The organism is Streptomyces sp. NPDC057474 (assembly GCF_042802555.1).
Taxonomy (GTDB): domain Bacteria; phylum Actinomycetota; class Actinomycetes; order Streptomycetales; family Streptomycetaceae; genus Streptomyces.
Window position 1 is genome coordinate 1 of the sequence record NZ_JBHVDX010000247.1, and the last position, 14,528, is coordinate 14,528.

The window sequence follows — 14,528 nt, forward strand, 5'->3', positions numbered from 1 at the left end:
CTGCCTTTCGGCGGCGTCGGCGAAAGCGGCATGGGCCGCTACCACGGCCGGTACTCCCTCGAGACGTTCAGCCACCTCAAGGCCGTCGCGGACGTCCCGCTCAACTAGGCCCGCGCCTTCGTGAAGCAGGCCGTCCGACTGGTGATCTGCACAGCAGAAAGTGCCTCTGACCAGCGGCATGAGGGTTGCTGAGGTCTCTGTTTTGCCGATCACCAGTTCCCCGACAGCCCGCCAGGCCCATGCTGCCGCCTGCCTCTTTTACTCGACCCGTTCTCCGAAGGAAGCTGCCATGACCACCGCGTTTGACCCGATCGACCTGAGCGGCAAGACGCTCGCCAATCGCATCGCGATGGCGCCGATGACCCGCAGTCGCGCCGACGCTCCTGCCGCCACGGCGACGGAGCTGATGGCTACCTATTACGCCCAGCGTGCGAGCGCCGGCCTGATCATCACCGAGGGCATCCAGCCGTCGGTGGGCGGCCAGGGCTACACCAACACCCCGGGCTTGCACTCCGCCCAGCAGGTCGACGCCTGGCGGAAGGTGACCGACGCCGTCCACGCCCAGGGCGGCACGATCTTCGCGCAGCTCATGCACACCGGCCGGATCAGCCACCCCAGCCTGCTGCCCCACGGACTCCTCCCCGTCGCCCCCTCCTCCGTCGCGGCGGCGGGTCAGGTGTTCACGTACCAGGGCCCCCAGGACTACGTCACGCCGAAGGAACTGGATCAGGACGACATCGCCCAGACGATCGCCGACTACGCCGACGCCGCGCGCAACGCGATAGCCGCCGGTTTCGACGGCGTGGAGATCCACGGGGCGAACGGCTACCTGATCCACCAGTTCCTCGCCCCCAATACCAATCTGCGCACCGACAGCTGGGGAGGTGGCGCCGCGGACCGGGTCCGCTTCGGTATCGAGGTCGCCACGGCCGTCGCGGAGGCGATCGGCGGCCGCCGGACCGGCTTCCGTATCTCTCCCGGCAACCCCTACAACGACATCGCCGAGACCGACCCGGCGGACGTGCTGGAGACCTACGCCACCCTGATCGCCGGACTCGGCCGGCTGGACCTCGCCTACCTGCACCTGGTCGAGAGCCCGGACCGCGGCCTGACCGCCCGGCTGCGCAAGGACTGGCCGACTGCGTTCATCCTCAACCCCTTCACTCACCCCGAGACCACCGGCCCCGGCGCTCTCGCCCGCATCGAGGACGGCACCGCGGACATCATCGCCTTCGGCGCGCTGTTCCTGGCCAACCCGGACCTGCCCGCCCGCCTTGCAGCCGACGGTCCCTACAACACCCCCGATGCGGCCACCTTCTACGGCGGCGACCACAGCGGCTACACCGACTACCCGACGCTGCCCGCCGACAGCGCGTGAACTGAAAAAGGTCATCGCCGGCGAGTGCGGAGGCAAGACGCGGCGTGTCAGGCCACCGAAGTCCCTCTGGTCCTAACCTATGTGCCTGGTGGCGGCACTCGCCGCCTGCCACATCCGGCGGATCACCTTGCAGAACCAGCAGCTGAGAGAAGAACTTGAGGCCGCGACGGGCGGCGCTCGCGGCGCGGGCGATCCCGGACACGGTGACCTCCGCATCGCCTCGCAGGGCAACATCGAAAGCTTGGAGGACGCGTTCGCGACCGCGTCGGGTTGCGGCTGGCAGAACCGACGCCACCACTGGTCCAGGGCCCTTCACGCCGGAGGGCCCTGCCCCATGCCCGCAGCGGACAACGGACAGGACGAAACCCCATCCATAATTTCGGCTCCGCAGCACTGCCGGGCCGCAGATCGGGCACGGACACGGGGGTGGTCAGCATCGGCTCCGGCAGCGTCCATGTCACCTCCCATCCCTTCCACCCGCACTGTCCGCCACCCGAGTGACTGCGCATCGCCCGGCGAGCGACGTACAACTCCGCTCGCCAACGACACGAGGGCCCGGGCCGCACCCCCAAGGCGTGGGCATACTGCTGGCCATGACGACCCCGCTCAGGACCCGCGTGTACGTGATGACCATCGCGGTGCTGCGTGGTGGGTAGCGGAGCCTGCCTCGGCTTCCTCGTGGCCGACTGGTCGGGCGCCCTCCTGGGCGCGGGTGCCGTCGGCCTGGGCGCGGGATTCGGAATGCTTGTCCGTCCCCGGCCCGCGCGGACTTCCGTCCGGGCGGCGGGCGACGGCAGCCGAAGGGATCGCCGACGTGGTCCTCCTGAGCATCGCGATGTACGAGGCTGCGGTCTTGCCACTCACCACTGATGGGGCGAGCGATAAGGAACAAGAGGCCCGTCGCACCGTCGCGTACCGGCTCTCCGCCTACGACGGCCTGCCCCGTTCCGTTCGGGTGTCGGCGGCCGCCGCGTTGGAGGCCCTTGATGACGGCTTGGATGCCGAACGTGCCCGAGCTGCGGTGAAGGATCTGGCACTCGCGGTCTACGACTGCCGCGGCAGTCGTAGAATCCTGGGCAGCGCTAACGCTGCCGATCGTCCAGAGCCGGATGCGGCCTTAATGGGAGCTGGTGTCAGGGGGACACCGCGTAGCCCGGGGCAGACTGGCCGAACTGCTGGGCGATGTACCAGACGGCGTGGTCTGTGCCGTGGAAGAACACGTGCAGGCGTCCGTGGCCGTCGGCCTCGACGACGGGTTCGCCGCCGATGTTCTGTGCGATCTGTTCGTGGGCGCTCCAGGCGGTGCCGTTGATGACGGTCTGCTCGCAGCCCCACAGGTGGCCGTCGCCCCAGTGGAAGGCGGCGAGCCGGCCATCGGCGGCCTGGGCGGCGGCCGGGTTTCCGGTGAGGGTGCCGCCGAGGCTGATCAGCGTGGTCCACCCGTTGTAGTCGTCGGTCTGGGGCAGGTGCCACAGGGCGTTGTCGGTGCCGCGGAAGAACACTTCCAGGCGTCGGTCGGCGTTCTTGGCGACGACCGGGTCGCCGCCGATGTTCTGCACGATGCTCACGGGGCTGTCCCAGCCGCTGCTGTTGGCGTCCCGCTGGCGGGCGACCCACAGATGACCGTCGGTGCCGCGGAAGAACACCTGAAGGCGGCCGCGGGCGTCTGTCGCCACTGCCGGGTCTCCGGCCGGGGAGCCGCCCAGGCTGCCCGGGTCGGTCCAGTTGCCGTAGCCGGATTTGGCGGTCTCCCACACATGCCACAGGGCGCCGTCGGTGCCCCGGAAGAATGCCTCCGGGCGCCCGTCGGCGTTCAGCCCAGGGACCGGGTCGCCCCCGATATGGGTCACCAGCGTCTTCCCCGGGCCGTAGGTGCCGTTGATGACCGTCTGCCAGGGGTGCTCGAGGTCGCCCTGGCCGTTGCGGAAGAACACCCCGATGCGCCGCGCAGCCGTCCGCAGAGCGGACGGATCGCCGGACAAGGCGCCGCTGCCCAGCTTCTCCCAGTCGGACCAGCCACCCCACGTCTGCTGATGGCTGGTCGACGGCGCGTTGTCGGCGCGGTGCCTGATGAACACCTCCAGGCGGCCGTCCGACGAGGGCGCCACCGCCGGATTGCCAGTCAGCTGCCCGCCGAGCGAAGCCACGTCGCCCCAGGTCATGCCCGGAGTCGAAGGAATCGTCATACTCTTCCCCTCCCGTTCGCCCCGGTTCTCCGACCAGGGAATATCACCACATGTACAGGGTCAATTACCCTGCGTAATCACTCGTTAGGCTCGGCGACGTCTTCATGACGGAGCGTCAGCAGCCGCCGGGCGCCGGCGGCATCCCTCAACGCACCTCTGTACAGCGCCCCTCACCGCCCTCTATGGCCGACGAGGGCACCCCTCGCCCAAGTGCACTGGTTGCAGCTTCGCGCGCCCGCGGCCGTGCCCGGTTGGCACGCTCTTCGCGCCTAGAGGTTGCTGCCGAACGTCCGACGCCCCATGTGTGGGCCCACCCCGCGTCTCGGTTCGCCCGCAGCGACAGAAGTGGAACACCTTCCCCGCCGCCGTCGGCGCGCGCCCGAGCGGCTGGTTCACGAGCAGGAAGTCGCTGCCGCCCGCCCCAACTTCGCCAAGCACTCAGCGAAGTACTGGTCGAAGCGCTGCGCCACCAGGAGGTCGAGCGGGTGCGCCCGAGCCCGCTCGGACTTCGACCACGCCCGGTTCACGTTCGACCGGTGCCGTCCACCGCAGCGCGAAGTCCGCGTGCGGGATGAGATAACCCGTGTGGGCGAGTTCTTTCAGGTCATTCGGTGGGCCGGCGGACTGTGCTGGAGGCAAGGAACGAGCGCACCGCTCCAGCACTAAACGTCTCCTTTGGGACTGAGTCGTCGGTTTGGGTGATGCTTGCGCTGTTTGCCTGACCTGCTGGACTGCCAGCATCTCCCTTGCAGGGAGTCTTCTCGCAAGGGGGATCGCGGCTTGGACGGGTGGAAGGGAGCTGCCCGCATTTTCACGCTCGGTGATGGCGTGTCGTGGCGAGCCGTCGGCTGCCACCGGCTCCCACAGCGCGTCGGGCCGATCCAAGCCGCTGCCGCGGTCGAGCGGTTTCCACGTCCGGGCGCTGGCGGGGGCTGCTACCGATCCGGTGTGGTGTCTCGCCAACGTGCCCCACAGGGAACATCACGCAAGTGAGCTCGTCGCTCCGACACTCCTGTGACCTTCCTGCAGTCAACCTCCAGCCGTCAGTAGTGGGCGGTCGGTAAACGGTGAACGGTGAAGGGGATGACGATGAGCACTGCCCAGGCGGCAGCCACAGGTGACGAGCAATTCGACCCTCCGATCAGCACGGTCGCGGGGAGCGGGGTCCCGGGGCAGCCCCAAGGGGAGAATGAGCGTGCTGTTTCGGCTCAGTTGAACGGTCCGATCGGGCTCGTGGTGGACAGCGCCGGCACCCTCTACATCGCCGACTTCTTCAACCATCGGGTCCGGAAGATCACGACTGACGGAAAGATCAGTACGGTCGCGGGTACCGGGGTCGCGGGACCCGGGGGAGACGGCGGCCCCGCCGTCTCGGCCGAGTTGAACAACCCGCGCGCGGTGGCGGTGGACAGCGCGGGCGACCTCTACATCGCCGACCAGGCCAACCACCGGATCCGGAAGATCACGTGGGCCGATGGGAAGATCAACACGATCGCCGGCACGGGCGCCCCAGGCACCGACCGTGATGGCATCCTCGCCACCGCTGCCCGGCTGAACCTCCCGATGGGGGTGGCGGTGGACAGTGCTGGCGACCTCTACATCGCCGACTACGCCAACCACCGGGTCCGGAAGGTCACCATGACCGACGGGAAGATCAAAACAGTCGCGGGCACGGGCGCCGCGACTTACGGCGCTGACGACGTCCCGGCAACCAGGGCCCCGTTGAATCACCCGACCGGAGTGGCGGTGGACAGTGCTGGCGACCTCTACATCGCCGACTACGCCAACCACCGGGTCCGGAAGGTCACCATGACCGACGGGAAGATCAGCACGGTCGCGGGCACGGGCGCCGCGACCTTCGGCGCTGACGGCGTCCCGGCGACCTCGGCCCCGTTGCACGCCCCCATGGCGGTGGTGGTGGACAGCGCGGGCGCCCTCTACATCGCCGACTGCAACAATCACCGGGTTCGAAAGGTGACGGCCGACAAGAAGATCAGCACGGTCGCGGGCACGGGCGTGCCGACGTACGGCGGTGACGGCGTCCCGGCAACCTCGGCCCCGTTGAAATCCCCGCACGGGCTCGCCGTGGACTGCGTCGACACCCTCTACATCGCAGACCTGGAAAACCACCGGGTCCGGAGGGTCGTGTCGGCGAGGATGGCCGGGCTGCCCGATTCGGGCACGGTCGCTTCTTGGGCCAATGTCCGCAGCAAATTGCGGATGGGGGTCGTGCGTGAGTCCACCAAGGACGGAGCCGAAGTCCACCAAACCCTCGCCGCCTCCAGGGATCACCAGCAGTGGCGGCTGGTCGCGGTGGGTCACGACAACGGCGACATCCTGTACAGGATCGAGAACGTGCGCAGCGGCAAAATCCTGGAGGTCGTCGGGGCGGGGACGGCGCCAGGGGCGGTGGTGGCGCAGCGTGCCCATGAGGGTGCTGTCGCACACCACCAGCGGTGGAGGCTGATCCCGGTGGGCCCGGTGAACGGCACCCCTCGGGTGTATGAGATCGCGAACCGGAACAGCGGTCTGCTCCTGCACGTCGACACCAACGCCCGCACGGTGATCAAGCAACACGGATCGGAGGGCGACCACCGGAACCGGCAGTGGCAGATGCTCCCCGTGTAACGCGCGTGGGGTCAGGGGCGCGGCCGCCTCTGACCCCACGGAAAGCCGGGCTCTACCCGGACTTGGAACGGGGAGGTTCCTCGGAACGGGGGGGTTTCTCGGCGCTTGCCTGGGGTGCCTTGCCGGGCTCCGCGGCCTTGGGTGCCTCGGGCGCCTTGGGGGGTTTGGTGTAGTCGCTCTTATTGGGCTTGCTCTGCAGGTCCTCGTTCTTCTTCAGGCCTGGGTCGTTCTTCACCGTCTCACTGGCCGTCTGCATGCCGGCGGCCGCCGCCGTGGATACCGAGCCGGGGTTCTGGGCGTACGTGGCCTGCGTACCGGCCGATTGCTGGGTGGTCTGGATGAAGGAGCTGAGGAAGCCCAGCATGGCCCGCGCTTCGGGCGACTGCTCGCGTACGACCTTCGCCTGAAAGGAAGCGCCGTGAATGGCGTTGTTGTACAGGCTCGTGCTCTTGTCGTCGTATGCGTCGTCCTCGACGTCCTCGAAGTCGTCGACGCCCGCCGCCGGTTGGGGCTTGTCTTCATTGGCGGTCACCGAAAAGAGGCCCGCGCTGTTGTTCGCGGAGTTGAAGATGTTGCCGAACACCATGGTCGTCACCCTTTGTCGTCGTGCGCTCGGTCAGGGCTGCTTGTGCAGGGCTCGCTGGCTGTCGGTCAGGCTCTCGCCGTCGAACATCGTGTGGTGGACGTCCAGGGCGGAGACGACCTCGGCCAGTCCCTTCATGCGGAAGCCGCCGCCGGCCAGGTCGATGTCGCCGATGGGGCGGGCGACCACCTGGTCGAGGCCCGGGTAGTCATCGGGCTGGGGGGGAGCAGAGACCGGCACCGGCACGTCGTACTTCACCGCGATCAAGCCGGAGAAGGTCACCGGGATCTCGTAGCAGTAGTGCCTGCGGCAGCGCCGTTGCGTGGCGATGGTCTGCACGCGGGAGTCCGGCGGGACCTGGCCGGAGATCTGCGATTTCGAGGCCCAGCTGGTGTTCAGGGAGCCGCCGACGGAGCCCGAGATGCCCAGCAGCAGCGAGGCGTTGAGTGTCGCGCTGCCGGTGGCGCTGCCCTGGGTCGTGAACGCCACCGAGTCCGTCACCGAGGCCGCCGCGGAGTTTGTCGCCGCGTTCCGCACGCCCGTCTCGGTGGCGTTGGCGTTGTCCACCCCGACGTTGTCCTTGCTGTTCTTGTTGGTCATCGTGTTGGCGTTCTTGTTCGCCATCTCGTTCTGGAGCTGTGTCTGAAGCTGGGCCTGGAGGTCCATCTTGAGCTGGTTTTGCAGCATCAGCTGGAGCTGGGCGCTGACGCTGCCGCCGAAGGTGAGCTTGGCCTCCCCCGAAAGCGACCACGTGACCCCGTTGGAGACGGTGAAGTCGACCGAGTCGGTGAACGTCATCGGGGACGCCTGGCTGCGGTTGACGTAGGTGCGCGAGGAGAACATGTCGGGCGGAGGCTGGCTGATGTCGCACCGCTCCTCGATCAGCGGCTCCCCGAGGTTCATGTAGGCGAGCCAGCCCAGCTGGAACGCGGTCCCGGGGAAGGCGCCGAAGCTCGACTTGTTCACGGAGAACCCGACGGGCTTGTGCCGCACGCCGTAGTCGTCGACGTAGACCAGGTTCGGGTGGTCCAGGAGGGGCCACCAGGTCCGGTCGTCGTCGATGTTGATGTTCAGTTCCCGCAGGTTCTTTTTCGTCAGCGGCTGACGCTTGGCCCGTCCCAGGTTGTATGCGGTGGAAGACATTACCCGTCCTCGACTAATCCGGCCGAATTGCACTCGATGAAATGTAAACGAGAATCTGCGTGTTCCGAAAGGCGAAGCTAACACGGGCTCCGTTGCCCGGGAAGACGTGTCCGCGCCATGCGCTCAATCGAGTGATAAACACTCGCCGACTGTCCCAACTCCCCTGATTTCCGGGTAGCTTGAGGCTTGTCGATCACCTGGATGATGACTTTCCGAATGGCCCTTTCTGTGGTTTTCATGGCTTCGGCCGTTACCGTGGTTTGGGTATTCATGCCCGTCAATCCAGTCATTTCCGCAGTCGTTCCGGTTGCATGCGGTTGAGTTGTGGAAAATACCCAGGCGACTGCATTGAGCGCCCGACGCGTTGTTCTCCACATTTAGGACAGGTGAGGTTTCGCGATGTACACCCAAGAGCGCACGACCATGTCGAATCTGGTCGTCGGCGGCCCGGTGGCGGTGAACAGCTACGACAACGCGATCGTGGCAGCGCTGGTCGAGAACCGGCCGGTCATGCTCGTCCACGCCTTCAACGGCGGCTACCTGCGCCCGGCCGAACTGAAGGAGGAGAGCCACGACAAGGGGGTCAAACTGTCCACCGCGCTGGACCCGGACACCAAGGAGGCGAAGGGCCACCTCTGGTACATCACCCCCGCCGGCTTCTTCGGGCAGCGACCGCTGTACTTCATCGAAAGCGCCGCCGGCCAGGTCTCACCCAAACCCACCGGCGCAGGCGCAGCTGACGCCGACGCCGGCCGGGGCGACGACGGCCTGCCCAAGCCGCAGCGCAGGCGCGTCACCGTCCATCAGGACGCCCCCAAGAACACGGCCGACACCGTCCAGGTCGGCCTGCCCGACAAGGTGGGCGAGAAGTGGCGCGGGAAGAACGGCGCGCCCGAGGACACGCAGCTCTGGGTCGTCACGGTGACGCCGTGGGGCGGGATCACGTTCGTGCCGATCACCCACCCCGACGCCATCCTCGGGTTCAAGGACCACGCGGTCACGGGCGACAGCGAGGTGCGGCTCACCTACAACTGGGGCGGGGACTTCACCGGGACGGTCATCAACACGTTCTACCCGCGGCTGCCCAACGAGTGGAACGTGCCGTACCACCACGTCTTTACGTGATGGCGGCCGCCGCGCCGCACCCGTCCCGAGCCCACGCCTGACCGCCTGGAAGAGGCACCACGATGTCCGTGCCCACGCAAGAACTGAAGCTGGAGATCGTCAACGCCGCCACGGGGAAGCCCCTCGGCGCCAAGCCCGCGCCGGACGCGGACGGGGCGCTCGTCGTCCGCGACCTCCCCGATGACGGCCCGAGCCCGGAGCAGTGGCAACTCGCCCCCGTGCAGGCCGCGCAAGGCGGACAAGCGCAGGCCCAACAGGCGTATGTCATCCGCAACGCGGCCAGCGGCAAGGTGCTCGACAACCCGGGCGCCGCGGACCACAGCGTCCGCCAGGGGGACGCCGCCGCCGGCAAGAAGGAGCAGCAGTGGCACCTCATTCCCGTCGAGGGTGAAGCGGGCCTGTACTTCATCGAGGCGGCGACCGACGGCGCCGTTCTCGACCTCGCCGACCCCGCTGTGGACGACGTGGAGGACACCCGGGTCGTCCTGCGCGAGCACGACGACAGCGCGGAGAGCCAGCGGTGGCGGTTCGTTGCGGCCGAGCCCGAGCGCGTCAGCGACCCCGTGCTGCCCTGGGCCTCCCTGGACCACTGGAACGGCCGCCGGTCCTGGCGGCTGGCCCGCCCGACCGCGCTGCGGCCAGCACCCGGCGCGACGCCCTGTTTCAGCGACATGCTGCTGGTCCTCGAGCAGTTCGGCAGTGACCAGGACGCCGGCGGGTGGAAGAGTTACAAGGCCAGCCACTCTCCCAGCGGGCAACCGGGCTGGTGGGCCGGGCTCGGTGACCGGTTCCTCGCCGCAACCACGGAGAAGGGGCGAAAGGACATCGTCGGGCTCAAGCCCGCGAAGGGGGCTGTGACGTCGTCCGGCAGGGGCGACGGCACGTTCGACGACGACGAACGCGTCCTGCACCCACCCGCGCCCTCCTCGCATCCCGCGGACCTGTGGACCCTCGTCGACCTGACGGGCGACGGCAGGCCCGACGTCGTCGTGCTTGCCACCGACGGTGTCCAGGTGTCCCCCCAGGAAGAGGACGGGACCTTCCCGCCCGCGGGCGGCGAGCCGGTCCTCAAGGCGTTCGGCCACGGCCAGCAGGCCGGCGGGTGGCTTGCCGACAAGCACCCCCGCTTCCTCGCCGACACCACCGGCGACGGCAGGCTCGACATCGTCGGCTGCCACGACGACGGCGTCTGGATCTCCCTCCAAAACGAGGACGGCACGTTCGCCGACCCTCTGTACATCCTCGACGACTTCGGGACCGACCAAGGGTGGAGCTCGGTCAAGGAGCACCCCCGCTTCCTGCTCGCGACCACCGGTGACGGATCAGTGGACATCGTCGGCTTCGGCCCGCAGGGCGTCGTCGCCGCACGCGGGCGCGGCGACGGCACGTTCGAGCCCGCCAAGCTGGTCCTGAACGACTTCGGACACGCCCAGGGATGGACGGGCGAGAAGCACCTTCGGCTCCTCGCCGACGTCACCGGCGACGGCACCCCGGACATCGTCGGCTTCGGCGACGAGGGCGTCTGGGTGTCGCACAACCGCGGCGACGGCCGGTTCGAGCAAGCCCAGCTGGTGTGCCGAGGCTTCGGGCACAACGAGAACGCCGGCGGCTGGCGCGTAGACCGCCACCCCCGCTTCCTCGCCGACGTCACCGGCGACGGACGCGTCGACATCATCGGCTTCGGCGGCCCGGGCGTGTACGTGGCCCGAAACCTGTACCGCCGCTTCCGCACCCGATAACGTCGGAAAATCCTCCACCCCACACCACGGCGACTCGCCATCGGGGTGCTGAAACCCGCCCACCACCATCCGACCTGCGGCCGGGCTTCGCCTGCAAGGCCACACGCCGAGCAACCGCAGTAACGGGCCATGGCGAGGCGTGAGAAAGGCCGAGACGTCCAGGCGCTGCACGGCCGGCGTCTGGACGTCGGCGGGTAGTGGGCCAGGTTCGCGGCGTGCAGGACCATGCGTGTCATCCTCACCGTCCCACGGCTTGTGTCAGAGCGAACCGCGCCAAGACTCAGCCGGGTCCGGGTTGGCCGGGCGGGGAGTCGAGGGCCCGCATGCCGGGTCACGCGTTGCGTTGCCGAGGTCTCGTGTGTCGGGGCTGGGTGCACCGTTCGGTGGGCTTATGCAACCGGATCACTTGATCGATGGGTTTGCCCGCGGCAGGCCCGGATGAGGTCTGGCTGGCCTCCAGCATGGGGACAGCACACCCTCCGGCGGCGCGGTCGCTTTCTCTGTCCGGCGAGAGGAGGCATGCCGGCCGTAGCCGGTGCGGGCGGTACGGCCCCCGGCCGTGACTGGCTGGCCTATGCCAGTCGCCTTTAGTGAGTGGTCGGAACGATGAAGGGATGACGATGAGCACTACCACCGTGGCCGCTACAGGTGATGAGGACACCGGCCCGCCGATCAGCACCTTCGCGGGGACCGGAGACGCGGGCTTCAGTGATGACGAAGGCCCTGCAGCCTCGGCTGTGTTGACCCACCCCTACGGGGTGGCGCTGGACAGCGCCGGCACCCTGTACTTCTCCGAGTTCAGCACCCACCGGGTCCGCAAGGTCACCAGGGACGGGAACATCAGCACGCTCGCGGGCAGCGGGGAGGCGGACTACGGAGGCGACGAAGGCCCTGCCGTCTCGGCTCACCTGAACTACCCGCGCGGGGTGGCGGTGGACAGCACAGGCGCCGTCTACATTGCGGATGCCGGCAACCACCGGGTCCGGAAGATCGCGACGGACGGGACGATCAGCACGTTCGCCGGCACAGGCACCGCGGGATCCAGCGGTGACGGCGCGCTCGCCACCGCCGCCGAACTGGATCGTCCGTACGGTGTCGCCGTGGACAGCACCGGTACCGTCTACATCGCCGACCACAACAACCACCGGATTCGGAAGATCACCCCGGACGGGAACATCAGGAACTTCGCGGGGACCGGTGAGGCGGGTTCCGCAGGAGACGGTGACGCCGCGGAGTCGGCCCAGCTGAACAGCCCACACGCAGTGGCGGTGGACGGCGCAGGCGCCGTCTACATCGCCGACGCCGGTAACCACCGGGTCCGGAAGGTCGCGGCCGACGGGACGATCAGCACGGTTGCCGGAACCGGCGAGGCGAAATTCGGCGGTGACGGCGGCGCGGCGGACGCGACGCAGCTGAACTGCCCCGCGGCAGTGGCGGTGGACAGCAGCGGCTGCCTCTACATCTGCGACCAGTACAACCACCGGGTCCGTAAGGTCACGGCCGACGGAAAGATCAGCACGGTCACCGGCACAGGCGCCGCGGACTTCGGCGGAGACGACGGGCCGGCCTCCTCGGCCCAGCTGAACAGCCCGCTCGGACTCGCCCTGGACAGTATCGGCACTCTCTACATCGCCGATCACATCAACAACCGGATCAGGAAGATCGACTCCCCAAGGCTGCCCAAGTCCGGCACCGTGGTCAGCTGGGCCAACGTCCGCAGCAGGCTGCGGATCGCGGTCGCGCGTGAGTCCACCAAGGACGGGACGGAGATCCACCAGGCCCTCCCCGTTCCCAGGAGCCACCAGCGGTGGCGGCTGGTCGTGGTGGGCCAGGACAACGGCGAAGCACTGTACCGGATCGACAACGTGCGCAGCGGCAAGGCCCTGGAGGTCGTCGGCGGGCAGGAGTGGCCCGGTGCGGTGATCGCGCAGCGCGCCTACGAGGGGGATGATGCGCATCATCAGCAGTGGAGGCTGATCCCGGTGGGCTCAGCGACAGATGCCCCGCCGCAGGTGTACGAGATCGCGAATCGCAACAGCGGTCTGCTGCTGCAAGCCGACACCAACGCCCGTGCGGCGATCAGGCAGGACGGGACGGACGGCCACTGCCGGGGCCGGCAGTGGCAGCTGCTCCCCGTGTGACGCGTGAAGGGGCAGGGGCGCGACCGTCGTTGCCCTTTCACGGAAAAGTGCTTCTGGGAGCCGGACGGGTCGTCGAGGGTCGCTTTGGGTGTCTCGGGGCTCTTGGGACCTTGGTGTAGCCGCTTCTCTTCGGCTTGCTCTGCAGGACTTCGTGCTTCTGGGGGCCAGTGCTGTTCGCCATCCTTCCGCTCGATTGCCTCAAGCCTTCGGACGCGGCCGTGCAGACCGAGCCGAGACCCTGGACATACCCCTGTGCGGCTGCTGTCTGGGCGGTCCGGATGAAGGAGTTGAGGAAGCCATGATGGTGCGTGCTTCGGGTGACGCTCCTGCACGACTTACACGCGGGAGGAGGTTCCGTGCATCGCATCGGCGGACAGGCTCGTGCTCGTGTCGTTGTACGCCCGTCCTCGGCGTCCTCGAAGTCGACGCCCGCCCGGCTAGGTCCGGGCACCGTTGGTCAGGGAGAAGAACCCCGCGCTCTGGCCGGCAAAAGGCGAGCGTGTTGTTGAACACCATGGTGATCACCTCTGCTCGTCGTCGTGGTGGTCCGGCACCGACTGCCCTCAGCGCCCACAGCCAGATCCGGACCAGCCGATTCCTGTGCCCCCGGTCCACGGCACAGAGGTCGTCAGCGCACACCGTGACGCCCGTGATTCAAACGAACAACAGCGGCAACAGCGCGCGCGCCCGTACAACCGAGTCCCCCCCCGGACGAACAGGCCAGTCACACCCAATGCGCCAACCCGCTCCGGCGCATGCCTCAGCCGCGAAAGAAAGAGGAACGAGCTATGAGTACCCCGTCCTATCCGCCGGCCAACGCTCCCTACGCCCAGGCCGCGGCCGTAGTCAATGAGGACGGCACCATCGTACGGGCCCAAGGCGTCGCCGAAGTCCGACGGATTGCCGACGGTAGCTACGTCGTGAGGGTCAGCAAGGGCATCGACCTAGAGAAAGGCGTGCCGGTGGTCTGTCTGATCGGCCGCACCGACTCGTCCGTCCCTGGCCAGATTTACGTCAACCTCCACGATACGGGCGGTGACCCGCACACCTTCGGCGTGATGACATACGCGGGTGCTGCCCGCGTAAATAGCTCCTTTACCGTGATCGTGGCCTGATCATCATCAGCTCCTTACCAGCTAGGTCCGCCAACGTTCCCAGTGGCGAATGCTTCCACCTGCTTCGTGCTCCGATCTCACCCGGTCGGCCACGACACGAGACATATGCCCCTCAAGACAACACCTCAGAGGACTTGCCATGGCTGATGCCAAGCCGATCTACGCCCCCTACGCCCGCGCCGCTGCCGTCGTGGCCCGCGATGGGACCGTGCTGAAGACGAAAAACGTCCTGCGCGCGGAGAAAGTCGGCACTGACGGCGGCACATACAAGGTGATCATCGCCGAGACCGTCGACGTCACCGACGGCGCGGTGCAGGTCACCCCTGAAAGCGGGGCGAACTGGGGAACCGAGGTGTTCACCAGAATTCTGGACGCACACACCGTGGAGGTCCTGACCGGCAAGAGCGGCAAGGAGTCGGGGCAGCCGTTCCACATCGCCATCCTTTAACCTCGATCTTGCATGAGGGCCCGTCAGCTTGCTGACGGGCCC

10 protein-coding genes are annotated in these 14,528 nt (G+C 67.9%); 7 read left to right on the forward strand and 3 right to left on the reverse strand.

Features of this window, described 5'->3' with window-relative positions:
- Window positions 1-289: 289 nt before the first annotated feature.
- On the forward strand, window positions 290-1,378 hold the full coding sequence (locus ACFU53_RS40790) for an alkene reductase (RefSeq protein ID WP_384004568.1): 1,089 nt from the start codon (window positions 290-292) through the stop codon (window positions 1,376-1,378).
- A 1,133-nt stretch (window positions 1,379-2,511) separates the two neighbouring features.
- On the opposite strand, the gene ACFU53_RS40795 is transcribed toward ACFU53_RS40790, so the two are convergent.
- On the reverse strand, window positions 2,512-3,564 hold the full coding sequence (locus tag ACFU53_RS40795; protein WP_384004570.1) for a hypothetical protein: 1,053 nt from the start codon (window positions 3,562-3,564) through the stop codon (window positions 2,512-2,514).
- A 1,089-nt stretch (window positions 3,565-4,653) separates the two neighbouring features.
- Between ACFU53_RS40795 and ACFU53_RS40800 the strand changes: the two genes are divergently transcribed.
- Complete coding sequence (locus ACFU53_RS40800) at window positions 4,654-6,192, forward strand: RICIN domain-containing protein (RefSeq protein ID WP_384004572.1); 1,539 nt, start codon at window positions 4,654-4,656, stop codon at window positions 6,190-6,192.
- Between the two features lie 52 nt (window positions 6,193-6,244).
- On the opposite strand, the gene ACFU53_RS40805 is transcribed toward ACFU53_RS40800, so the two are convergent.
- Entirely contained in the window at window positions 6,245-6,778 is a 534-nt protein-coding gene (locus tag ACFU53_RS40805) for a hypothetical protein (protein ID WP_384004574.1), read from the reverse strand.
- 30 nt (window positions 6,779-6,808) lie between these two features.
- A complete protein-coding gene (locus tag ACFU53_RS40810; RefSeq protein WP_384004576.1) occupies window positions 6,809-7,918 on the reverse strand; it encodes a hypothetical protein in 1,110 nt (369 codons plus the stop codon).
- A 399-nt stretch (window positions 7,919-8,317) separates the two neighbouring features.
- Here ACFU53_RS40810 and ACFU53_RS40815 point away from each other — a divergent pair, with 399 nt between their 5' ends.
- The 5 genes from ACFU53_RS40815 (at window position 8,318) to ACFU53_RS40835 (ending at window position 14,486) form a co-directional block, all read left to right on the forward strand.
- Window positions 8,318-9,043, forward strand: a complete 726-nt coding sequence (locus tag ACFU53_RS40815; RefSeq protein ID WP_384004578.1) for a hypothetical protein — start codon at window positions 8,318-8,320, stop codon at window positions 9,041-9,043.
- Window positions 9,044-9,105: 62 nt separating this feature from the next.
- On the forward strand, window positions 9,106-10,782 hold the full coding sequence (locus ACFU53_RS40820) for an FG-GAP-like repeat-containing protein (RefSeq protein ID WP_384004580.1): 1,677 nt from the start codon (window positions 9,106-9,108) through the stop codon (window positions 10,780-10,782).
- A gap of 620 nt (window positions 10,783-11,402) precedes the next feature.
- A complete protein-coding gene (locus ACFU53_RS40825; RefSeq protein ID WP_384004582.1) occupies window positions 11,403-12,923 on the forward strand; it encodes an RICIN domain-containing protein in 1,521 nt (506 codons plus the stop codon).
- A gap of 788 nt (window positions 12,924-13,711) precedes the next feature.
- A complete protein-coding gene (locus tag ACFU53_RS40830; protein ID WP_384004584.1) occupies window positions 13,712-14,038 on the forward strand; it encodes a hypothetical protein in 327 nt (108 codons plus the stop codon).
- A gap of 139 nt (window positions 14,039-14,177) precedes the next feature.
- Complete coding sequence (locus tag ACFU53_RS40835; RefSeq protein ID WP_384004586.1) at window positions 14,178-14,486, forward strand: hypothetical protein; 309 nt, start codon at window positions 14,178-14,180, stop codon at window positions 14,484-14,486.
- Window positions 14,487-14,528 lie beyond the last annotated feature (42 nt).